The organism is Micromonospora sagamiensis (genome assembly GCF_014680085.1).
Lineage (GTDB): Bacteria > Actinomycetota > Actinomycetes > Mycobacteriales > Micromonosporaceae > Micromonospora > Micromonospora inyonensis.
In genome coordinates this window covers 6,045,314-6,067,173 of record NZ_AP023438.1, presented here as the reverse complement: position 1 = coordinate 6,067,173, position 21,860 = coordinate 6,045,314, and the positions used below count along the sequence as shown (strand labels likewise).

Sequence of the window (21,860 nt, the reverse complement as noted above, 5' to 3'; positions counted from 1 at the left end):
GCCACCGTCCTCGGCTCGGGTCCGCCACACGCGGGGAGGCCCGCATGCCTGCCGATGTTGCGGTCCGCTGTCGGGACGCTGCCCGGTCGTCACGACTGCGGTACCAGGAAGAAAACACCGGACAGAGACATGTGTCAATGGAATCGGAGGGCTTTCTTCGGAGCTTGATGCAATCTCCGATCGAAGCGGCGACACCGACCACCAGGCCGGAGCCCTCCGGTCACACCGGCGACGGGCACCGACCCGCCCGATCGACCGGCGGTGGCGGCACCCCCGAGCCCGGACGGCCTCCGGGGCCGAAATCGATTGAAGATTGGCGATATCGATACGGCCGACAGATCGTTACGCTGTGGCGCAGGATCTTGAATAAGGAGACCCAGCATGATCAATGTCCTCGGGCGGATCGCGGTGGCGGCCGCGGTCGCCCTCGCGTTGCCGGTGAGCGTCACGCCGACACCCGCCGCCGCAGCGGTGCCGCCCGGCACGGTGTCCGGCATCGACGTGTCCACCTGGCAGGCCGGTATCGACTTCACCGACGTCCGTGCGGACGGCCACGAGTTCGCGATCGTGAAGGCCGGCGGCTCCCAACTCTCGGACGGCCCGTACCTCGGCTCGCAGTACGCGGTCCAGGTGGACGGCGCGCGGGCGGCGGGGCTCAGGGTCGGCCACTACTGGGTGACCGGTGACTTCCAGACCCCCGTGCAGGCCGCCGACTACTTCGCCGACCACCTGCACGACTATCGGCCCGGTGACGTGATCGCGCTGGACAACGAGGTGCTCGACGACTCGACGAGGCTGTGGAACGACACCGCCGTCGCGACCTTCTTCCAGCGGATGCGTGACCGGATCGGCGACCATGTGCCCTGGGTGTACCTGGGTGCGGCCGACCTGCGCTCCGGAACGTGGCCACTGACGATCGCCGCTGGCGTGAAGCTCTGGGTGGCGATGTGGGGCACCAACAACGGCGGCTACCCCGGCGAGCCGAACCTCGGCGGCGCCTACCCGACCTGGAGTGCGCACCAGTACACCTCGACGGGATCGACCGGCGGTGTCGCATCGGTCGACCTGAACGTCGCCAAGCCGGAGGCGTTCGCGATCGTCGACGGCACGCCGACCAACCCGCCACCGGACGACCCGCTGCCCAAGAGCACGACCGAGCAGGACGGTGTCCCCGGACCGGTCCTGTGGATGCGCGCGCAGAACTGGCTGTCGATGGAGTTCGGCTACACCGGACCGATCGACGGCGTGCCCGGGGTCAACACGTACGCCGCCCTGCAACGGGCCATGCGCGGCTACGGCTACACCGGGCCGATCGACGGCGTGCCGGGGACGAACACCTGGAAGGCGGTGCAGCGGCTCGCCTCCGGCTGGGGCTACACCGGCCCGGTCGACGGGGTGATGGGGCCGAACTCGTGGCGGGGCTTCGCCCGGTTCCTCAACCAGGACCGGTGGGACTGACCTGCCCGGGAACTCCAGGTGTGGCGGCCCTGAGCGTGGTCGGCGACACGACGGCCGGTCAGTGACGGTGGTCGAGCAGCGCGTCGGCGAGCTTCTCCGGGTCGATGCCGTTGACCGCCCGGAGCTGCGCGAACAGGTCCCCGGGGATGGCCGCCAGCCCGCTGACCGCGCCGGCCATCCCGGTCGCGATCGCGCCGATCGTGTCGGTGTCCCCGCCCAGGTTCGCGGCCAGCACGGCACAGCGCACCGGATCGGCGCCCGAGCGGACCAGCAGACCGATCGCGGCGGGCACCGACTCGGCGGTCGCCACGCCGCCGCCGACCAGGTCGTAGAGGTCGGCGAGGAAGTCGACGTCGTCCCCGGACTGCCGCGCCAGGTCGGCGGCCCACCGGGCGCGGCGGACCACGGAGGGGCTGACCACCTGCTCGCCCCGGGTCGCGCCGAGCCGGCCCGCCTCGTACCCGACCTCCAGCGCCTCGGCCAGCCGGGTGCGCCGGTCGGCCGACCCGGCCGCGTCGACCGCGCCGCTGACGGTGCCCGCCACGAGGCTGGCGCCGCTGATCGCCACGCTGGTGTGGTGGGACATCAGCGAGGCCGCCACCACCCCGTCGACCAGCGCGTCGAGCCGGTCACTGCGGTGCAGCAGGCCGACCGGGGCGATCCGCATGGCGGCACCGTTGGTCTCCCCACCCCGGCCGGTCTCCGCCGGGTCGGCACCCTCCCGCAGCAGCCGGATCGCCCGGGCCGAACTGGGACCGAGGAAGTTGCCCTCGCTCGCCCCCACCCGGTCGGCCCACGCGACGAGGTGCCGGGCGACCACAGTGGTGTCCACGGTGCCGCCCGCGTCGAGGATCGCCTCGGCGAGCATGTACGTCTGCTGGGTGTCGTCGGTGACCTGGCCGGCGACGAAGCCGTCCACCACGAAGTGGCCGTCCGGGCCGGGGAGGAAGCGGTCGATCCACCCGAAGGTCGACACGACCCGCTGGCGTGGCCACAGCTCGCCGGGCATGCCCATGGCGTCGCCGAGCGCGACCCCGGCCAGGCAGCCGCGGGCCCGGTCCGCCGTGGTCACGGTGTCCAGCGTCGCGCGGTCGGTCATGTCGGGTACTCCGTTCGTCGGTTCTACGGTGGTCACAACGATCCCCACCCGGCCTGCCGGGCCCAGACGACCGCACCGGCGACCGCGACGGTCACCACGGCCACGGCGGGGTCACGCCAGGTGGGGCGCAGGATGGTCAGCGCGGTGGGTTGCCGGGTGATGCCGTAGCCGCGGTTGAGCATCGCGGCGGCCAGTTCCTCGGACATCCGGATGCCGGTGGAGAAGAGCGGCACCATGATCGTGGTGTAGGCGCGGATCGCGCCGATCACCCCACCGTCGTCGATCTTCGCGCCCCGGGCCCGCTGGGCGTCCAGCACCTGGTTGGCCCGGTGCTGCATGGTCGGGACGAACCGCAGGGCGGTCATCACGATGAACACCACCGGGAACGGCAGCCGGGCCATCCGCATGACGGCGACGACGTGCTCCACCGGCGTACTGACGATGAGAGCGGCGGTCAGGCAGACCATGGTGAGGATCCGCAGGCCCAGGTTCGCACCGTGGGCCAGTCCACCGAGGGTCAGCGGCAGGCCGTCGTCGAACCAGAGATGCACCAGCACCCGGGCGGCGGCGGGCGAGCGGAAGTCACCGGGCGCCCGGCTGAGCGCCGCGAAGACCACGATCAGGACGACGACCGGGGCCAGCGGGGCGAGCAGCCGGCCCACCTGCCGCCAGGCCACCCCGAGGGCCGGCAGGAGCAGCAGCGAGCCGACGGCCAGCGCGGCGTTCGGCAGCGAGTGGGCGAACTGGAAGGTCAGCACCACCGCGACCACGAAGACCAGGAGCTTGGTACGGACGTCCATCCGGTGGGCGAAGCTCGTGCCGTGCTGGTATTCGAGGAACATCAGGCGTCCTCCCAGAGGTCGACGAACGCGTCCACGGTGGTGACCGGGGGCAGTCCGAGCCCCCGCGCCAGGTGGGTCACCTGGGGTGCGACGAGTTGGGCCCCGGCGAGCAGGTCGTCGTCGGCGAAGAGGTCGGCCACCGGAAGGTCGGCACGGAGCCGGCCGGCGTCGAACACCAGCGCCCGGTGCGCGTACTCGGCGACCAGGGGCATGTCGTGGGTGACCATGAGGATGGTCCGGCCCGCCCGGTTCAGCTCGCGGACCAGGTCCATGATCGCCCGCGCGCCGCGCCAGTCCTGGCCGGTGGTCGGCTCGTCCACGATCAGGATCCGGGGTTCCAGGGCCAGGACGCCGGCCACCGCCAGGCGCTGCCGCTGCCCCTTGCCGAGCCGGAACGGGTGGTGGTCGAGGTGGGCGCGCATGCCCACCAGGTCGAGCACCTCGCGCACCCGCTCCTCGACCCGGTCGTCCGTCCAGCCCGCGTTGCGCAGCCCGAACGCGACCTCGTCGCGGACGGTCGGGGCGAAGATCTGGTGGTCCGGGTTCTGGAAGACGTACCCGACGTCGGTGGCCAGGTCGCTGACCGAGCGGTCGGCGGTCGGGCGGCCGTCCACCCGCAGCTGACCGGCGGTGGGGCGGAGCAGGCCGTTGAGGTGCCGGGCGAAGGTGGTCTTCCCGGCGCCGTTTCGGCCGAGCAGGGCGACGAACTCGCCCTCCCGGATCCGGACGTCCAACCCGGACAGGGCCTGCACCCCGGAGGGATAGCGGTGCCCGAGGTCGGTCGCCTCGATCACGACCGCGGCATCCGCCGGGACGGCCGGCTCCGGGGTACGCGCACCGACGTGCGCCCTGGGCGTGGCCGGCCGCCGGTCGGCCAGCAGGGCGACCGCCTCGTCCAGGGTCACCGCCGTCCGGTCGGCGGGCAGCCGGCCCGCCCGGTGGAGCGCGTGGCAGACGCTGGTCACCTGCGGTGGCCGCAGCCCCACCGCCTCGGCCCGCCCCGGGACGGCGAAGAACTCCGCCGGTGGGCCGTCGTGCACGAGGGCACCCTCGTGCAGGACGAGCAGCCGGTCGGCCCACTGCGCCACGAGTTCCGGCTCGTGCTCGACCAGGACCACGGTCCGCTCCCGGTCGGCGGCGGCCTGCTCGACCACCACGAACACCTGGGCCGTGCCGGCCGGGTCCAGCTCGCTGGTCGGCTCGTCGAGCACCAGGACCTCCGGCGTCATGGCCAGGATGCCGGCGATGGCCAGCCGCTGCTGCTGCCCACCGGACATCTGCCCGGTGTCCCGGTCGGCCAGGTCAGCGAGGCCAACCGCGTCGAGGGCCCGGCGGGCGCGGTCGAGCACCTCGGCGCGGGGCAGCCCGAGGTTCGCCGGGCCGACCGCCGCGTCGTCCAACGCGAGCCGGCCGGTGATCTGCGACTCCGGGTCCTGCATGACCAGACCGACGTGCCGGACCAGGTCGACCACGTCGTGCTCGACGGTGTCCAGGCCGACCGCGGTCAGGTAGCCGTGCATCTCACCGTCGTGGTGGTGCGGGACGAGCCCGTTGAACATCATCGCCAGGGTGGTCTTCCCGGCCCCGGTGGCACCCATCACGGCGACCCGCTCGCCGCGCCGGATCCGGAAGGAGACGTCGGTGAGCTGGCGGTCGGTGGCCGACCGGTACCGGAAGCTGACGCCGTCGGCGCGCAGCACCACGTCCGGGTCGCCGTCGGGGACGGCGTCGGGGGCTCGGGTCAGGGGTCGGGCGGTCACGGCGCCTCCGGGGTCAGGTCGGCGACCGCGTGCACCGGCAGCGACCCGGGGAGCGCGGCGCGGACCGTGGCCAGGTCGGCCGGGCGGCAGCTCACCAGGACGCAGGCCGACGGGCCGGCGGAGCGGTCGACCGGTACCGGGTGGTCGGTCCGCCAGTCGACGGCGAGCCCGGCACTGGCCGCGAGCTGTGGCACCTCCCAGGCCAGGCCCTTGGAGCCCACCGGGAGCGCGTCGTGGACGACGCCACTGTCGAGCACGGCCCGCAGGTCGGCGAGGGCGACCAGGTCGGGGTGGCCGGGGACGACCCGGTCCCGGGGTGCCGAGCGGGGCAGCCCCAGGCAGACCACCACGTCCCCCGGGCGGGAGGTCCCGGGGCGCAGCGCTCCGGGAGCCGCCTCGCCGAGGACGGTCACCCCGATGCCGGTGGCGACGGTGGGGACGTTGTCCTCGGTCGTACCGGTGACCCGGTCGGCGTCGAGGCCGACCTCGGCGGCGAGCGCGACGACCGCGGCGATCATCTCCCGGCCCTGCGGATCGGCCTCCACGCAGAGCGTGTTGACCACCAGGGTGGGGGTGGCACCGGCGCAGAGCACCTCCAGCAGCGGCACGCGGGTGGCGAAGTGCGCGGTGGTCGACGCCGGCACGGCCACCGTGTCGTGCGCTTTCGGGCCGATGCCGCCGACGGAGTCGCAGGCGACGACCAGGCAGCCGTCGGTGAGGTCGAGGACGGTGAGGTCCCGGATCCGCCGGACGCCCCGTACGGTCATCGGGTCTCTTCCTCGGCGAGGCCGGCGGAGCGCAGCGCCCGGGTCGCGGCGGCGGCCACCAGGATGTTGATCGCCGAGCCGATGGTAAGCGGAAGCACCAGCGCGGCGAAGAGGCCGACGCCACCGATCGGGATCATGATGGCGGCGCCGCCGACCCCGTTGAGCAGGATGCCGACGACGATCGCGAGCCAGATGTTCACCCGGCGGGCCAGCACGCCGAAGATCGCCACGAAGACGGCCATCTCGGCCGCGACCAGCAGGTGGACCGGGAGGCCGAGGGGGAAACCCGTGGTCAGCGCGGAGAGCAGGTGCCCCAGCGCACCGACGATGGACCCTTCGACGGGGCTGAACGCCGCGGCGGCGAGGAAGGCGGGCGCGGAGTCGAGCGCCACGGTGCCGGTCGGGCTGGGCAGCTTGATGAACGCGCCGACGGCGCTGAGGGCGACGAGGATGGCGATACGGGCGACGCGGCGGGGGGTGAAGAACCGCGCGGCACCGCGACGGCGTTCGACCTTTCGGGCTTCGGCGCTGCTCATGGGGGAACCTCCGGTCAGCTTGCGGGGGTGGGGGGTGTGTGGGGGGTGCGAGCCGCCTCGAGGTCGAGGTCGGTGCGGATGGTGAACCGGTCGGCGCGCAGGACGCTCTTGACGTACTCGACGGCACGGTCGGCGTCGTCGTAGGTGACCCGCTCGACCAGGAAGGCGGGGGCGCCGACGCGCTGGTCGAGGCAGGTCGCCTCGAAGTCGTCGAGGACGGTGGCGGTGAGCTGCTCGTGCCCGCGTACCGGCTGGATGCCGAAGGTGCGCAGCGAGTCGTAGAGCGACCGGTCGTTGAGGTCGACGCCGAGCAGGGGGGCACACCGGTCGGCGGGGAGCCAGACCGTCTCCAGCGACACCGGGCTGCCGTCGAGCAGACGGACCCGGCGCAGCTCGATCACCGTGTCGGGGGCGTCGGCGACCCGGAGGACCTCGCAGAGCCGGGCGGAGGGACGGACGGCGCCCATCGTGAGGACCTTCGCGCGGACCCGGTGGCCGCGCCGGGCCAGCTCGGCGGAGAAGCCGTGCAGGAAGCGCATGTCGTGCTCGACCCGGGGCTCGGCCACGTACGTGCCGTCGCCCTGCCGCCGGTGGACGAGCCCGTCGCGTTCGAGCCGGGTCAGCGCCTCGCGCACGGTGGCCCGGCTGACGCCCAACTGCTCGGCCATCGCCCGCTCGGTGGGCAACCGGCTGCCCGGGGGGAGGTCGGATCCGCCGAGCCGCTGCCGCAACGCCTCGTAGACCTGGTAGTACGCGGGCACCGGCCGGGTCTCGTCGACGACGACGTCGCTGATGTCGGCCGGCTCGTACATGATCACCTCGAACATTGGGCGGCTATTGGTCACGAACCGTAGACCAATAGCCGCCCAATGACAATGGCCTGGTCAGGGGCGTATCAGCCCCGGGACCAGCAGCCGTACCGGTTCACCGCGCCCCGACCGACCGGTGGGCCGCCGCGCGGAAGAACCGGGCGGTGTCCGGTCAGCCGCCGACGTAGGCCGCGAGGTGCTCGCCGGTGAGGGTGGAGCGGGCGGCGACGAGGTCGGCGGGCGGACCCTCGAAGACGATCCGGCCACCGTCGTGGCCCGCGCCGGGGCCGAGGTCGATGATCCAGTCGGCGTGCGCCATGACCGCCTGGTGGTGCTCGATGACGATGACCGACTTGCCGGCGTCGACGAGGCGGTCGAGCAGGCCGAGCAGATGCTCGACGTCGGCGAGGTGGAGGCCGGTGGTCGGCTCGTCCAGGACGTAGACGCCGCCCTTCTCGCCCAGGTGGGTGGCGAGCTTGAGCCGCTGCCGCTCGCCGCCGGAGAGGGTGGTGAGCGGCTGGCCGAGGCTGAGATAGCCGAGCCCGACGTCGGCGAGCCGGGCGAGGATGGCGTGGGCGGCCGGCGTACGCGCCTCGCCGGCACCGAAGAACTCCTCGGCCTCGGTCACCGACATCGCGAGCACCTCGCTGATGTCACGGCCGCCGAGGTGGAACTCCAGCACCGCCGCCTGGAACCGCTTCCCCTCGCACTCCTCGCAGGTGGTGGCGACACCGGCCATCATCGCCAGGTCCATGTAGATGACACCGGCACCGTTGCAGGTGGGGCAGGCGCCCTCGGAGTTGGCGCTGAACAGCGCCGGCTTCACGCCGTTGGCCTTCGCGAACGCCTTGCGGATCGGGTCGAGCAGTCCGGTGTACGTCGCCGGGTTGCTCCGGCGGGAGCCGCGGATCGCGCCCTGGTCGATGGACACCACCCCCGCGCCGGCCGGGATCGAGCCCTGCACGAGCGAACTCTTGCCGGAACCGGCGACACCGGTGACGACGACGAGCACCCCGAGCGGAATGTCGACGTCGACGTCGCGCAGGTTGTGCGCGTTCGCGCCGCGGATCTCCAGCACGCCGGTGGGCGTCCGGACCGTCTTCTTGAGGGCGGCCCGGTCGTCGAGATGGCGGCCGGTGAGGGTGCCGCTGGCCCGCAGCCCCTCGACGGTGCCCTCGAAGCAGACCGCGCCGCCCGCCGTACCGGCGCCGGGGCCGAGGTCGACGACGTGGTCGGCGATCGCGATCGTCTCCGGCTTGTGCTCCACGACGAGCACCGTGTTGCCCTTGTCCCGCAGCCGCAGCAGCAACTCGTTCATCCGCTGGATGTCGTGGGGGTGCAGACCGATGGTGGGCTCGTCGAAGACGTAGGTGACGTCGGTGAGCGCGGAGCCGAGGTGGCGGATGAGCTTCACGCGCTGCGCCTCGCCGCCCGACAGCGTGCCCGACGACCGGTCGAGCGAGAGGTAGCCCAGCCCGATCTCCACGAACGAGTCGAGGGTCCGCCGCAGCGTGACGAGCAGCGGCGCCACCGACGGCTCGTCGAGGCCCCGCACCCATCCGGCGAGGTCGCTGATCTGCATCGCGCAGACGTCGGCGATATTGACGCCGTTGATCCGCGACGACCGGGCCGCCTCGCTGAGGCGGGTGCCGTCGCACTCGGGACAGGTGGTGAAGGTGACCGCCCGGTCCACGAACGCCCGGATGTGCGGCTGCATCGCCTCCCGGTCCTTGGCGAGGAACGACTTCTGGATCTTCGGGATCAGGCCCTCGTACGTCAGGTTGATGTTGTCGACCTTGATCTTGGTCGGCTCCTTGTGGAGGAGGTCGTGCAGCTCGGTCTTGGTGAATTTGCGGATCGGCTTGTCCGGGTCGAAGAAGCCGCAGCCGCTGAAGATGCGGCCGTACCAGCCGTCGACGCTGTAGCCGGGGACAGTGATCGCACCCTCGTTGAGCGACTTGCTGTCGTCGTAGAGCGCGGACAGGTCGAAGTCGGTCACCCGGCCCATGCCCTCGCAGCGCGGACACATGCCGCCGATCTGGGTGAAGGTCTGCTTCACCGTCTTGGTGGCACCGCGTTCGATCGTGATCGCACCGCTCGCCCGCACCGAGGGGACGTTGAAGGAGTACGCCTGGGGCGAGCCGATGTGCGGCTGCCCGAGCCGGCTGAAGAGGATGCGCAGCATCGCGTTGGCGTCGGTCACCGTGCCGACCGTGGAGCGCGGGTTCGCGCCCAGCCGCTCCTGGTCGACGATGATCGCCGTGGTCAGCCCCTCCAGCAGGTCGACCTCCGGCCGTGCCAGCGTCGGCATGAAGCCCTGCACGAAGGCGCTGTAGGTCTCGTTGATCATCCGCTGCGACTCGGCGGCGATCGTGCCGAACACCAGCGAGCTCTTGCCCGAGCCGGAGACGCCGGTGAACACCGTCAGCCGGCGCTTCGGGATCTCGACGCTGACGTCCTTGAGATTGTTCACGCGCGCGCCCTGCACGCGGATGAGATCGTGACTGTCGGCAGCGTGCGGCGTGGACAACTGCGTGTCCGTCCTGGTGGCGGTGCTCATCGTGTCTCCAACTGTTGCGGTCTTCCGTCGGCGTCGCCTGGCTCGATCTCACCAGTTCGCGTGAATCGTCAGGTCGTTCACGGTCACGCTACGTGCGGCTCGGGGGCCGGCGCTTCTCGACTCCTGATCAGTTGTGGGGGCGTCCGCGCCCGAGGGGTTCGGGATCCGGGCCAGCCCCCCACCCACCGGACCACCCCGGCCGACGTGTGTGGTCAGGGCACTAGCTGACGTACCTCTACGGCATGATCGCTTCCCGTGACGGACTACACCGACCTTCTGGCGCGCATCGCTCGGCGGGCCCGGGAGGATGAGCCCATGACGCCGCTTGCCTCCGGCCTGCCGGCGCCGCTTCCCCAGAGCACGATCGACAGCGCCGAACAGCGACTGGGGTTCGGGCTGCACCCTCTGCTGGCGGCGATCTACCGGGACCTCGCGAACGGTGGCTTCGGTCCCGACTACCAGCTCCTCAGCCTGACGGACGGACCGACCTCCGAGCAGGCGGTCGAGTGCTACCTCGACGTTCGAGCCGGGCGCGCCGGCACGGAGTGGGCGTGGCCGGAAGGCGTTCTACCGATCCTGACCTGGGGTTGCGGCATGTACGCGTGCGTCGACTGCCGAAGCGACCAGGGGACGGTCCTGCTCTTCGAACCCAACCCCGGGGATCCCGATGCCGCCTGGTGGATCGACTCACCCAGTCTGGCGGCGTGGTTCGAGCACTACGTCGACGACACCGGCTGGTGGGTCAAGGCCGAGAAGGGCGAGGACCTCGATGACATGCCACCCTGGCGGGAAGCCAGGAACCGCGCGGTCATGCTCGGGCCACCCCGAGGGTGACGACGAACTGCGAGAAAGGAACCAATGGCCAGCGTCACCACGCTCCAGTCGGACGACCGCCCCGCGTGGGAGGAGTTGTTCTGCGGTTACAACGCCTTCTACGGCCGCACCTGGCCCGCAGACCGGTACGACCGGGCCTGGGAGGAGTTCCAGCGTGGCGACAGGGTGCGTGCGCTCGGGGCGCGGTTGGACGGTCGGCTGGTCGGCATCGCCCACTTCCTGGTCCACGCCAGCACGACCTCGCCCGATGTCTGTTATCTGCAGGACCTGTTCACCGCTCCCGAGGCGCGCGGCAGGGGTGTGGCTCGTGCGCTGATCAGGGCCGTCGGAGCGTGGGCGAGCGACCAGGGCTGTGATCGGCTGTACTGGCTCACGCGGGAGGACAACCACACAGCCCGGCGGCTCTACGACCAGGTCGCCGAGAACCGCGGCTTCATCCAGTACGTGGTTCCCCTCTAGCCTCAGGTGGCGCCGCTTCCGCTCGTCCCGAAGCTGACCAGGGCATCGGGCGGCAGTTCGCCTCGGTGTGGGCGCCCAAGCGGCACGTCGGCGGCGGGACCGACCCGGCCCGGCGACCCGTCCGTTGACAACATCGCTCCCACCTCAATACGCTTAACATGGTGGTTAAGTGAAGGGAGCTTCCGATGGCGGGCACCGATCAGCTCAGCGCGGTGTTCTCGGCGCTCGCCGACCCGACCCGACGGGCGATCATCGCTGAGCTGGCCGAACGCGACGCCACGGTCACCGAACTCACCGCTCCTCTGTCCATCTCGATGCCGGCGGTGTCACGGCACCTGAAAGTGCTCGAGCGCGCCGCGCTCATCTCGCGGTCGCGGTCGGGCAAGTGGCGCGCGAGCCACCTCGAATCTGCCCCGTTGCGCGAGGCGGCCGACTGGATCGAGCGCTACCGGCGGCTCTGGGACTCGTCCCTCACCCGCCTCGATGCCCACCTCGCCGCGGTGCAGGCCGCCGGACGGGCAACGGACCGGATGGCCGACGACCCCAGGGATGTCGAATGAACGCCGAAACTCCGCAGCTCGTCATTTCCCGCATGTTCGATGCGCCGCGGGACCTCGTCTACCGGGCCTTCACCGATCCCGACCACCTGGCGGCGTGGTGGGGCCCGACCGGCAACTCACTGCCGCGCGACGAGATCGAGTTCGACGTGCGCCCCGGCGGCTTTCAACGGTGGACGGAGGTCAATGCAGCCGAACCCGAGCTTCGCGTGCACATCCACGTCGACCTCATAGACGTCGCCGACGGCGAACGACTCGAAGGCGTCATGCACGTGAGCGGCCGGCTGCAGGAGGGCATCGAGCCGTTCGAGACGAGACTGCGGGTCGAGTTCTACGACGAGGCTGACGGACGGACGCGACTGGAGATCCGCCAGTGGCTCCCCGAACATCTGGCGCACCCCAGCGAGGAGGGTTGGCGCCAAGCGTTCACGAAGCTGGACGCCACGCTGATGAACGCCCAGGCTGTTGCAGCTGATCATCGAAGGTAGAGGCATGGCAAAGCTGATTTACATAACCAACGTGTCGCTTGACGGCTTCATCGAGGACGAACGCGGCGCGTTCGACTGGTTGCCCCTCGACGACGAGGTATTCGCGTTCACCACCGACCTCCTGCGGTCCGTGGGCACATTTCTCTACGGGCGGCGCCTGTACGAGGCGATGGCCGTCTGGGAGACCGACGCCGCTCTGGCCGCGCAGTCCGACCTCATGGCCGACTTCGCGAGCGCCTGGCAGGCGGCGAGCAAAGTCGTGTATTCCACGACCCTCGCCGCGGTGTCAACTGCCGATACCCGACTCGAACGCCGTTTCGACCCCGCCGCAGTACACGAACTGAAGGCCACGGCCAGCAGCGATCTCACCGTAGGAGGTGCCAACCTCGCGACGCAGGCTTTCAAGGCCGGGCTGGTCGACGAGTGCCAGCTGTTCGTCCTGCCCATTGTCGTCGGCGGGGGTAAGCCAGGGCTGCCGACCGGCATGCGCACCGACCTCGAGCTCCTCGACGAGCGCCGATTCCGAAACGGCGTCGTACACCTCCGCTACCGCCCTCGGGCAGTGAACGACGGCCCTGTCCGTTCGCCGGCCGCGCTTGCATGACAGGCGGAGCGCTGACGACTGATTCGGCCGGATGAGGCCGCCGGAGCCGACAGCCTGGAAATCAGCTTCGTCTTCGCGATCGTGTTTCCGACGAAGGTGAAAGTGCCGCGTGGAAGCGGGCCGCGACCGTGGCCACGGCGGCGCGTAGTTCGGCGCCCTCCTCCACAACGAAATCGAACGGGACGGTGGCAAGCCACTCCTGCGCGTACATCGCGGGATTGCGGGTGCTGCCGACCAGCACACACCGGTCACCGTCCGGCCTGAGGCGGCCCATCGGCGGGCGGATCCACGGGGCCACTCTCTCCTGCGGCGCGTCGAACACCACGCGGGTGGGGTACTTCCAGCCGGCGCCCAGGTTCTCCTCGAGCGCGGCGACCGGATCCAGATCGCCGGGCGGTGTGAAGCCGTGCGGGGTAGGCCGCGTGGCCCGGATCCGGTCGACCCGGTAGGTGCGGATCGCTTCCGCGCGGTGCGAATGGCACAGCAGGTACCAGCGCCCGTACCTGACCACGACCGCCCACGGGTCGACCTCGGCGTCCCGCTCCTCGCCGCTTTCACTCCGGTAGGTGACCACCACGCGACGCCGGTCGGCGACGGCGGCGACCAGCGCGCTCATGATGGCGGAGTCGGGGCGGGCCGACTGCCGGTCCGGGGCGGCCGAGGCGTGGGCCCGCAGCGCCGCCGCCTGCCGACCGATGCTCTCGGGGAGGGCCCGGATGACCTTGCTGAGCGCCGAGCCGACCAGGTCGTCGGCGTCGATCGCGGCCGGTTGCCCGTCGAGCACGGCCATGACCAGGCCGAGGGCCTGCTCCTCGGTGAAGACGACCGGCGGCAGCCGGGTGCCACGGCCCAGCCGGTAGCCCCCGTACGGGCCGCGAGCCGACTCGACCGGGATGCCGGCCTCGCGGAGGATGCCGACGTAGCGCCGCGCGGCCCGCTCCGTCACGCCCAGAGACGAGGCGAGCTGGTCGGCGGTCGCGCCGGGACGGGCCTGCAGGATCTCGAGCGTGCGCAGGGCCCGGGCGGTCGGGCTCGAACCAGTCGGCACAAGGAACAGGGTACCGGAAGCAGATCGTCCGGAATCGGTTCTAGGTTGATCGCATGACCGGAGAACAGATCGTGCTCGTGGGTGGCCTGTGGCTGGACGGGTCGGCGTGGACCGACGTCGCGTCCGAGCTGACGAAACGGGGCCGTCACGCGGTACCGGTGACCTTGCCGGGCCAGGGCGACGGGCACACCTCGGCGACACTCGCCGACCAGGTGGCCGCAGTGCTCGCCGCCGTGGACGCGGAGCCCGGCGGGTCGGTGGTGGTGGGGCACTCCGCCGCCTGCACCCTGGCCTGGCTGGCAGCCGACGCGCGGCCCGGACGGGTGGCCAAGGTGGTGCTGATCGGCGGGTTCCCGTCGGGCAACGGGCAGCCGTACGCGGACTTCTTACCGATCGTCGACGGCGTCATGCCGTTCCCCGGCTGGGAGCCGTTCGACGGAGCGGACGCGGCGGACCTGGACGAGCCGGCGCGGCAGGCGTTCGCGGCGGCGGCGATCCCGGTCCCCGAGGGCGTGGCCAGGGGCGTCGTACAGCTGACGGACGAGCGGCGGTTCGACGTACCCGTCGTGGTGGTCTGCCCCGAGTTCACGCCGACCCAGGCGCGCGAGTGGATCGCATCGGGAGAGGTGCCCGAGCTGACCCGGGCGAAGCACGTCGAGCTGGTCGACATCGACTCCGGCCACTGGCCGATGATCACGCGTCCAGCGGAGCTGGCGATGATCCTGGCGGCGGTCTAGCGACGTCCTCGACGATCAGACCGGTGGCGACCCGGTGTCCCGCTGCCCCGAATGGCCATGGGGAAGGGTCAGGCGGTGGCCGCCGGCGTGGGATGCGTGGTGCGGGCGAACGCGGCGACGTCACCGATCACCGTGATGGCCGGCGGGCGCAGCCCGTGCGCGGCGGCGACGTCGGCGATGTCGTCCAGCCGGCCGGTGAGCACCCGTTGCGCCTCGGTGCCGCCGTTCTCGATGCTGGCCGCCGGGGTCGCCGGGTCCATGCCGTGACCGATCAGCGCGGCGGTCACGTCGGGCAGGGTCTGCACCGCCATCAGCAGCACGATCGTGGTGTTGGCGCGGGCCACCCCGGCCCAGTCGACGGTGCTGCCCGGATCGCCCGGGGGCAGGTGGGCCGAGACGACGGTGAAGCCCTGGGTCAGCCCCCGGTGGGTGACCGGCACCCCCGCCAGCTCCGGTACGGAGATCGAGCTGGAGATGCCGGGCACCACCTCGACCGGGACGCCCGCCGCCTGGCAGGCCTGGACCTCCTCCATGCCCCGGCCGAAGACGAAGGAGTCGCCGCCCTTGAGCCGGACCACCCGGTGGCCGGCGCGCGCCTCCTCGACGAGGATCTCGTTGATCCGCTCCTGGGGGACGAACGCCCCCCGGGGCACCTTGGACACGTCGATCACCCGCACGCCGGGCCGCAGGTCGCGCAGCAGCGCGTGCGGCACCAGCCGGTCGGCGACCACGACGTCGGCCTCGGCGAGCCGGTCGAGTCCGCGCCGGGTCATCAGGTCCGGGTCGCCGGGGCCGGCCCCCACCAGGGTCACCCGACCGGTGACCGGGCCGTCCGGATGGGACGGCGGCACCGCCGACGTGGGCGTCGGGTCCACGGTGTCCTCCTGGGAGCGGCGCGGGGCGGAGATCGCCGTGCCGGTGCGGTGCCGGTGTGCGGCGGCGGCGAAGTGGGCGGCCAGGCGGGGGTGCCCGGCCCAGTGCACGTGCAGGTAGGAGGCGTGCACGGTGGCGTCGGGTCCGGCGACGAAGCCGTCCACGGCGTGGCTGGTGGTGCCGTGCGCCACGGACGGCCGGGGCCGGAACCGCCAGGCGTGGGTCGGCTCGCCGACCGGGTCGACCCGGGTGCGGTGGAACTCGTGCCCGGTGACCAGGTCGTCGGCGTCGGTCAGCACGCTGGTGGTGACCGCGCGGGCCTCCCGGTAGCCGAGGACGAGCCGGTCGGTCATCCGGGCGGTGGCGTCGAGCACCCCGGCCATGGGCGCGCCGTCGAGTTCCCGGGCGAGGTAGAGCAGGCCGGCGCACTCGGCCACCACGGGCAGGCCGGCGGCGGCGCCGGCCGCCACCGCCTCGCGCATCGGCCGGTTGGCGGAGAGGTCTGCGGCGTACACCTCGGGGAAGCCGCCGCCCAGGTAGAGCCCGGCGCAGTCGGCGGGCAGCGCCTCGTCGCGCAGCGGGTCGACGGTGGCCAGGCGCAGGCCGGCGGCGGAGAGCAGTTCGTCGGTCTCGGCGTACCGGAAGGTGAACGCCGCCCCGGACGCGACCGCGACGGTCGCGTCGGCGGTGAACCCGCCGAGTTCGGCGACCGGGTCCCAGGCCGGGCCGGTGAGGGCGGGCGCGCGGCGGGCGAGGGCGAGCACCGCGTCGAGGTCGACACCGGCGGCGACGTGGGCGGCGAGCGCGTCGACGGTACGGCGGGCGGCGGCGGCCCGTTCGGCGACCGGGACCAGCCCGAGGTGCCGGCTGGGGGTGTCCAGTGACGCGTCCCGGCGCAGCGCGCCGAGCACCGGCACGCCGGTGGAGACGAGCGCCTCCCGGATCTCCGCCTCGTGGGTGGCGGAGCCGACCTTATTCAGGATGACCCCGGCGACGGTGAGCTGCGGGTCGAAGGTGGCGAAGCCGTGCACCAGCGCGGCGATGCTGCGGGACGTGCCGGACACGTCGACCACCAGCAGCACCGGGGTGCGGGTGAGCCGGGCGACGTGAGCGGTGCTGGCGAAGCCGGCGCGACCGACGGCCCCGTCGAGCAGGCCCATCACGCCCTCGATCACCGCGACGTCGGCGCGCGTGCCCACGGTGGCCCCGTGCAGCAGGAGCGGCACGACGCGCTGCTCGCCCTGGAGGAAGGGGTCGAGGTTGCGGCCCCGGCGACCGGTCGCCAGTTCATGGTAACTGGGGTCGATGTAGTCGGGGCCCACCTTGTGGCCGCTGACGGTCAGGCCACGCTGCCGCAGGGCCGCCATCAGGCCGGTGGCGACGGTGGTCTTGCCCTGCCCGGAGGCCGGCGCGGCGACCAGGATCCGGGGCGGCGCGGTCACCATTCGATCCCCCGCTGGCCCTTCTGGCCGGTGTCCATCGGGTGCTTGATCTTGGTCATCTCGGTCACCAGGTCGGCGGCGTCGACGAGGCGCGGGTCCGCGTCGCGCCCGGTGATCACGACGTGCTGCCGACCGGGGCGGTCCCGGAGGGTGGCCACCACGTCGTCGACGTCGACCCAGCCCCACTTCATCGGGTAGGTGAACTCGTCGAGCACGTACAGGTCGTGCTCGTCGGCGGCGATCCGGCGCTTGATCTCCGCCCAGCCCTCGGCGGCCTGGGCGGCGTGGTCGGCCTCCGTGCCCTGGGTGCGGCTCCAGCTCCAGCCGGCGCCCATCTTGTACCAGCTGACCGGGCCGCCCTGGCCGGTCTCCTCGTGCACCCGGCCGAGCGTGGTGAGGGCGTTCTCCTCCCCCACCGTCCACTTGGCGCTCTTGACGAACTGGAAGACGGCGATGGACCAGCCCTGGTTCCAGCCGCGCAGGGCCAGGCCGAACGCGGCGGTGGACTTGCCCTTCATCTCACCGGTGTGGACGATCAGCAGCGGCCGGTTGCGCCGCTGCCGGGTGGTGAGGCCGTCGTCGGGGACGGCGACCGGTTGACCCTGTGGCATCAGGCTACCCCGCTTCCGTGTCGGACGGCGGTGCGGGAGCGCACCGCCTGGGTGAGGGTGGGCGCGGCGACGTCGGCCAGCGGCAGGTGTTCGGCGGCCAGGCTCGCGGCGAGTTCGGCGGCCAGGCGCATCCGGATCCGCCCCTGCTCGCAGTCGACCACCACGGCGGGTACGCCGTCGGCGGCCAGCAGCCGGGCGCTGCGCAGGGCACGTGGCAGTGCCTCCGGCCCGGCGGTGGCCCGCCCGTCGGTGACCACGACGAGCAGCGGACGGCGACGCGGGTCCCGGATCGCCTCGACGCGCAGCACCTCGCGGGCGCGCAGCAGCCCCTCGGCCAGCGGGGTCCGCCCGCCGGTCGGCAGGGCCTCCAGCCGGGCGGCGGCCACGTCCACGCTGGACGTCGGCGGCAGGGTCAGTTCCGCGTCGGCGGCCCGGAAGGTGACCAGACCCACCTTGTCCCGCCGCTGGTAGGCGTCGAGCAGCAGGGACAGCACCGCCGCCTTGACCGCGCCGATGCGCTGCCGCGCCCCCATCGAGCCGGAGGCGTCCACGCAGAACAGGATCAGGTTGCTCTCCCGCCCCTGGCGTACCGGCAGGCGGACGTCCCCCGGACGGACCAGGATGCCGGGGCCACGCCGGCCCCGGATCCGCTGGTGGGGCGCGGCGGCCCGCAGCGTGGCCACCAGGTGGGGACGGCCGGAGGCGGGGCCGGTGGGCCGCGCGGTGCCCACGGTCCGGCCGACGGAGGTGACGGCGGCGGAGCGCCGGCCGGCGGTGCCGGCACCGGTGCCGGCCACGGTCAGCAGCCGGGCGCGGAAGGGTGCGCCGGCCGGCACCGGCGTCGGGGTGGCCGGCCCGGAGCCGGACGGTCCCGACGGTTCCCCGGCGGGGCGCTGCCCGTCCGGAGGCGACTCGTCCCCGCTGGCCGGGCCCTCGGGTCCACCTGCTCCCCCGGGGCCGCCCGGGTCGTCTGGTCCGTCGGGACCGTCCGGCCCCTGGGGACCGTCCGGTCCGTCCGGGCCCTGGGGGCCGTCGGGACCATCCGGGCCCTGCGGCGGTTCCGGGTCCTCCGGCGGCGGGGGTGGCTCGTCGAGACCGGCCTCGCTGAGCGCCCGCTCGAGTTCGGCCTGGTCCTGTTGCGGCGGGTCGAAGGGGTTGCGGCGGCGGCGGTGCGGCAGCGCCAGCCGCGCCGCGACCCGCACGTCGCCCACCTGCACGTCGGTGCGCCCGCACCACGCCGCGTGGGCCATGGCGGTACGGGCGATGACCAGGTCGGCGCGCATCCCGTCGACCTCGGCGGCGGCGCAGAGCGCGGCGATACGCAGCACCGTGTCGTCGTCGAGGCGGATCTTCGGCAGCAGGGCGCGCGCCTGGGCGACCCGCTCACCGAGGGCGGCGTCGGCGTCGGCGTAGCGGGCGGCGAACCCTTCCGGGTCGGCCTCGTAGTCCAGCCGTCGGCGCATCACCTCGGCCCGCACCTGCGGGTCCCGGCTGGCGGCGACCTCGACGGTCAGGCCGAACCGGTCCAGCAGCTGCGGCCGCAGTTCCCCCTCCTCGGGGTTCATCGTGCCGACCAGGACGAACCGGGCGGCGTGCGTCACCGAGACGCCCTCCCGCTCCACGGTGGCCCGACCCATCGCCGCCGCGTCGAGCAGCACGTCGACCAGGTGGTCGTGCAGCAGGTTGACCTCGTCGACGTAGAGCAGGCCCCGGTGCGCGCCGGCCAGCAGGCCCGGGTCGTAGGCGGTGACGCCCTCGCTGAGGGCGCGCTCCAGGTGCAGCGCGCCGAGGACCCGGTCCTCGCTGGCCCCCACCGGCAGCTCCACCAGGCGGGCGGGACGCACCCGGGAGGCCACCGGCTCGGAGTGCGGGCCGTCCGGGCAGCGCGGGTCGACCGCCGTCGGGTCGCAGGAGAACCGGCAACCCTCCACGACCTCGACCGGGGGCAGCAGCGCGGTCAACGCCCGGACCGCGGTGGACTTGGCGGTGCCCTTCTCGCCACGCACCAGCACCCCGCCGATCCCGGGTGAGACGGCACAGAGACTGAGGGCCAACGCCATGTCGTCCATCCCGACGACGGCGGAGAACGGGTACGACCGCACGGTCACACCTTTCACCTCGCACGGGTCTCCTCGCCCGCGACCGGTCAACGACCGCGCCGCCGCAAGGAGTGTCCGCCGGCAGCACGAGACGGCGAGACGAGTGTCTGGCTCTCCGCCCGACGACACCGCCGGACGGATCACAGTGGCGGGACCGCCCCGGATTCGCCGACCCTCCGGGCCGGCCCACCGGTGTTCCTCACCGCGCCGTCGCCGCAGATGATGTCACATCCACCCCCGCCACGACAGGTGCCGATCATCCTCGTCTACCGTTCGACCACGTGAGCCTCTCGACAACCCTGGACCCGGTCACCGTGGTCGGCGTCGGCGCCGACGGCTGGGTCGGCCTCGGCGCGACCGGCCGGCGGGCGGTGACGGACGCCCAGGTCGTCGTCGGCGGCCGACGCCACCTCGACCTGCTGCCCGAATCGGTCCGGGCCGAGCGGGTGCCCTGGCCGACGCCCCTGCTGCCCGCCCTGCCCGGCCTGCTCGCCGCCCACGCCGACCGGCGGATCTGCGTCCTGGCCAGCGGTGACCCGATGTGGTACGGCATCGGCACCCACCTGGTGGGGTTGCTCGGGCCGGACCGGGTGCACACCGTGCCGCACCCGTCGGCGATCTCGCTGGCCTGCGCCCGGATGGGCTGGCCGGTGGAGCGGGTCACCGTGCACAGCGCCGTCGCCCGGGACCTGGACCGGGTCCGGCGCGACCTCGTCCCCGGCCGGCTGCTGCTGGTGCTCAGCACCGACGCGCACACCCCCGCCGCACTGGCCGCAACGCTGGCCGACGCAGGTTACGGGCCCAGCGAACTGACCGTCCTGGCCGCGCTGGGCGCCGACCGGGAGGAGCGGGTCACCGGTACGGCCGGGGAGTGGACGGCACCGCCCGGCGACCCGCTCAACGTGGTCGCCGTCCGGGTGGTCGCCGCCGACGGGACCCGGCCACTGTCGACGGTGCCGGGGCTGCCCGACGACGCCTTCGACCACGACGGAGCGCTGACCAAGCGGGAGGCCCGCGCGCTGGCCCTGTCCCGTCTCGCCCCCACCGGCGGTGAGCTGCTGTGGGACGTCGGGGCCGGGTGCGGCAGCATCGGCGTCGAATGGCTGCGCGCCGACCCGGCCTCGGCCGCGATCGCGGTGGAGAGCCGCCCGGAGCGGGCCGCACGGATCGCCGGGAACGCCCGCACGCTCGGGGTGCCGCACCTGCGGATCGTGCAGGGACGGGCACCGGAGGCGCTGGCCGACCTGCCCACCCCGGACGCGGTCTTCGTCGGCGGTGGGCTCAGCGTTCCCGGGCTCTTCGACGTCGTGTGGGACGCGCTGCGTCCCGGCGGCCGGCTGGTCGCCCACGCGGTCACCTTGGAGGGTGAGCGCGAACTCGGCGAACGGGCCGCCCGCCTCGGTGGCGACCTGACCCGTCTGGCGGTGGACCGGGCCGCGCCGCTGGGTGGCTTCACCGGCTGGAAACCGGCCCGGCCGTTGGTGCAGTGGGCGGTGGTACGACCGTGACCGTGTACTTCATCGGCGCCGGACCGGGCGCCGCCGACCTGATCACCGTCCGGGGGCAGCGGATCCTGGCCCGCGCCCGGGTCTGCCTCTACGCGGGCAGCCTGGTCCCGGACGACCTGCTCGCCGTCTGCCCGCCCGGGGCGCGGCTGGTCGACACCGCCGACCTGAACCTGGACGAGATCGTCGCGCAGATGACCTCGGCGCACGCCGCCGGGGAGGACGTCGCCCGCCTCTGCTCCGGCGATCCGGCGGTGTTCAGCGCCGTCGCCGAACAGGTCCGCCGGCTCGACGCGGCCGGCGTGCCCTATGAGATCGTGCCGGGTGTCCCGTCGTACGCGGCCGCGGCGGCGTCGCTGGGCCGCGAGCTGACCGTGCCGACGGTCGGGCAGACGGTGATCCTCACCCGCACCCAGGCCCGCTCCACGCCGATGCCGGCCGGGGAGGATCTCGCCGAACTCGGTCGCAGCCGGGCCACCCTGGTGCTGCACCTGGCGGTCGCCCGGACCCGGGAGCTGGCCGCCCAGCTCGCCGTGCACTACGGCAAGGACTGCCCGGTCGCGGTGGTGGCCAACGCCAGCCGCCCGAACGAGGTGATCCTGCGCGGCACCCTGGCCGACATCGCCGACGCCGTCGAGCAGGCCGGGGTACGCCGGACCGCCGTGATCATCGTCGGTCAGGTGCTGGCCGCGGACGCCTTCCCGGACAGCTACCTCTACTCCCCCGACCGGGACCGGGCGGCGAAGCGTCGTCGCCCTGGGGCACACTGAGC

Annotated in this window: 20 protein-coding genes and 1 pseudogene; 9 read left to right on the top strand and 12 right to left on the bottom strand. The window is 73.0% G+C overall.

Going from position 1 to position 21,860, the window contains the following annotated elements; all coding sequences use genetic code 11:
- The first annotated feature begins 381 nt into the window (after nucleotides 1-381).
- Nucleotides 382-1,458, top strand: a complete 1,077-nt coding sequence (locus IGA62_RS26000) for a GH25 family lysozyme (RefSeq protein WP_145818417.1) — start codon at nucleotides 382-384, stop codon at nucleotides 1,456-1,458.
- Nucleotides 1,459-1,516: 58 nt separating this feature from the next.
- Here the strand turns inward: IGA62_RS26000 and IGA62_RS25995 are convergent, their stop codons facing one another.
- The 7 genes from IGA62_RS25995 to IGA62_RS25965 all read right to left on the bottom strand — a co-directional run bounded on the left by IGA62_RS25995 (nucleotide 1,517) and on the right by IGA62_RS25965 (nucleotide 9,831).
- A complete protein-coding gene (locus tag IGA62_RS25995) occupies nucleotides 1,517-2,557 on the bottom strand; it encodes an ADP-ribosylglycohydrolase family protein (RefSeq protein ID WP_145818418.1) in 1,041 nt (346 codons plus the stop codon).
- Nucleotides 2,558-2,589: 32 nt separating this feature from the next.
- Nucleotides 2,590-3,399: an energy-coupling factor transporter transmembrane component T family protein gene (locus IGA62_RS25990; protein WP_145818419.1), complete on the bottom strand. Its 810-nt coding sequence runs from the start codon at nucleotides 3,397-3,399 to the stop codon at nucleotides 2,590-2,592.
- Nucleotides 3,399-5,159, bottom strand: a complete 1,761-nt coding sequence (locus IGA62_RS25985) for an ABC transporter ATP-binding protein (RefSeq protein ID WP_186499862.1) — start codon at nucleotides 5,157-5,159, stop codon at nucleotides 3,399-3,401. Before IGA62_RS25985 ends, IGA62_RS25990 begins: the two co-directional genes overlap by 1 nt.
- Nucleotides 5,156-5,926 (bottom strand): transcriptional regulator, encoded by a 771-nt coding sequence (locus IGA62_RS25980; RefSeq protein WP_186499863.1) that lies wholly within the window; start codon nucleotides 5,924-5,926, stop codon nucleotides 5,156-5,158. Before IGA62_RS25980 ends, IGA62_RS25985 begins: the two co-directional genes overlap by 4 nt.
- Complete coding sequence (locus tag IGA62_RS25975; protein WP_145818421.1) at nucleotides 5,923-6,462, bottom strand: ECF transporter S component; 540 nt, start codon at nucleotides 6,460-6,462, stop codon at nucleotides 5,923-5,925. The genes IGA62_RS25980 and IGA62_RS25975 overlap by 4 nt, the downstream gene beginning before the upstream one ends.
- A gap of 14 nt (nucleotides 6,463-6,476) precedes the next feature.
- On the bottom strand, nucleotides 6,477-7,289 hold the full coding sequence (locus IGA62_RS25970) for a GntR family transcriptional regulator (protein ID WP_145818422.1): 813 nt from the start codon (nucleotides 7,287-7,289) through the stop codon (nucleotides 6,477-6,479).
- 154 nt (nucleotides 7,290-7,443) lie between these two features.
- A complete protein-coding gene (locus IGA62_RS25965) occupies nucleotides 7,444-9,831 on the bottom strand; it encodes an ATP-binding cassette domain-containing protein (RefSeq protein WP_145818423.1) in 2,388 nt (795 codons plus the stop codon).
- A 255-nt stretch (nucleotides 9,832-10,086) separates the two neighbouring features.
- Between IGA62_RS25965 and IGA62_RS25960 the strand changes: the two genes are divergently transcribed.
- The 5 genes from IGA62_RS25960 to IGA62_RS25940 all read left to right on the top strand — a co-directional run bounded on the left by IGA62_RS25960 (nucleotide 10,087) and on the right by IGA62_RS25940 (nucleotide 12,773).
- Nucleotides 10,087-10,665 carry an SMI1/KNR4 family protein gene (locus IGA62_RS25960; protein ID WP_145818424.1) on the top strand — a complete coding sequence of 193 codons (579 nt, stop codon included), beginning with the start codon at nucleotides 10,087-10,089 and terminating at the stop codon, nucleotides 10,663-10,665.
- Between the two features lie 24 nt (nucleotides 10,666-10,689).
- A complete protein-coding gene (locus tag IGA62_RS25955; RefSeq protein WP_145818425.1) occupies nucleotides 10,690-11,124 on the top strand; it encodes a GNAT family N-acetyltransferase in 435 nt (144 codons plus the stop codon).
- Nucleotides 11,125-11,309: 185 nt separating this feature from the next.
- Entirely contained in the window at nucleotides 11,310-11,684 is a 375-nt protein-coding gene (locus IGA62_RS25950; protein ID WP_145818426.1) for an ArsR/SmtB family transcription factor, read from the top strand.
- A complete protein-coding gene (locus IGA62_RS25945) occupies nucleotides 11,681-12,169 on the top strand; it encodes an SRPBCC family protein (protein WP_145818427.1) in 489 nt (162 codons plus the stop codon). The genes IGA62_RS25950 and IGA62_RS25945 overlap by 4 nt, the downstream gene beginning before the upstream one ends.
- A 4-nt stretch (nucleotides 12,170-12,173) precedes the next feature.
- The gene (locus tag IGA62_RS25940) at nucleotides 12,174-12,773 is read left to right on the top strand and encodes a dihydrofolate reductase family protein (protein WP_145818428.1); all 600 of its coding nucleotides are present in this window, start codon (nucleotides 12,174-12,176) and stop codon (nucleotides 12,771-12,773) included.
- A 61-nt stretch (nucleotides 12,774-12,834) separates the two neighbouring features.
- Here the strand turns inward: IGA62_RS25940 and IGA62_RS25935 are convergent, their stop codons facing one another.
- The gene (locus IGA62_RS25935; RefSeq protein ID WP_145818429.1) at nucleotides 12,835-13,821 is read right to left on the bottom strand and encodes a helix-turn-helix transcriptional regulator; all 987 of its coding nucleotides are present in this window, start codon (nucleotides 13,819-13,821) and stop codon (nucleotides 12,835-12,837) included.
- 53 nt (nucleotides 13,822-13,874) lie between these two features.
- On the opposite strand from IGA62_RS25935, the gene IGA62_RS25930 reads away from it, so the two are divergent.
- Nucleotides 13,875-14,558, top strand: a complete 684-nt coding sequence (locus tag IGA62_RS25930) for an alpha/beta fold hydrolase (RefSeq protein WP_145818430.1) — start codon at nucleotides 13,875-13,877, stop codon at nucleotides 14,556-14,558.
- Nucleotides 14,559-14,626: 68 nt separating this feature from the next.
- Here IGA62_RS25930 and cobA read toward each other — a convergent pair whose 3' ends face one another.
- The 4 genes and pseudogenes from cobA to IGA62_RS25915 form a co-directional block, all read right to left on the bottom strand.
- Nucleotides 14,627-15,370 carry a uroporphyrinogen-III C-methyltransferase gene (gene cobA / locus IGA62_RS30355; RefSeq protein WP_377464307.1) on the bottom strand — a complete coding sequence of 248 codons (744 nt, stop codon included), beginning with the start codon at nucleotides 15,368-15,370 and terminating at the stop codon, nucleotides 14,627-14,629.
- Between the two features lie 114 nt (nucleotides 15,371-15,484).
- Nucleotides 15,485-16,876: pseudogene (locus IGA62_RS29735) on the bottom strand (cobyrinate a,c-diamide synthase); the annotation flags it as partial.
- Nucleotides 16,870-17,484, bottom strand: a complete 615-nt coding sequence (gene cobO / locus IGA62_RS25920) for a cob(I)yrinic acid a,c-diamide adenosyltransferase (protein ID WP_145818432.1) — start codon at nucleotides 17,482-17,484, stop codon at nucleotides 16,870-16,872. The gene cobO and the pseudogene IGA62_RS29735, both read right to left, overlap by 7 nt.
- Nucleotides 17,484-19,553 (bottom strand): magnesium chelatase subunit D family protein, encoded by a 2,070-nt coding sequence (locus IGA62_RS25915; protein WP_145822005.1) that lies wholly within the window; start codon nucleotides 19,551-19,553, stop codon nucleotides 17,484-17,486. Before IGA62_RS25915 ends, cobO begins: the two co-directional genes overlap by 1 nt.
- 311 nt (nucleotides 19,554-19,864) lie before the next feature.
- On the opposite strand from IGA62_RS25915, the gene cbiE reads away from it, so the two are divergent.
- Nucleotides 19,865-21,091 carry a precorrin-6y C5,15-methyltransferase (decarboxylating) subunit CbiE gene (gene cbiE, locus IGA62_RS25910; protein ID WP_145818433.1) on the top strand — a complete coding sequence of 409 codons (1,227 nt, stop codon included), beginning with the start codon at nucleotides 19,865-19,867 and terminating at the stop codon, nucleotides 21,089-21,091.
- Entirely contained in the window at nucleotides 21,088-21,858 is a 771-nt protein-coding gene (gene cobM / locus IGA62_RS25905; RefSeq protein ID WP_145818434.1) for a precorrin-4 C(11)-methyltransferase, read from the top strand. The genes cbiE and cobM overlap by 4 nt, the downstream gene beginning before the upstream one ends.
- Nucleotides 21,859-21,860: the final 2 nt, after the last annotated feature.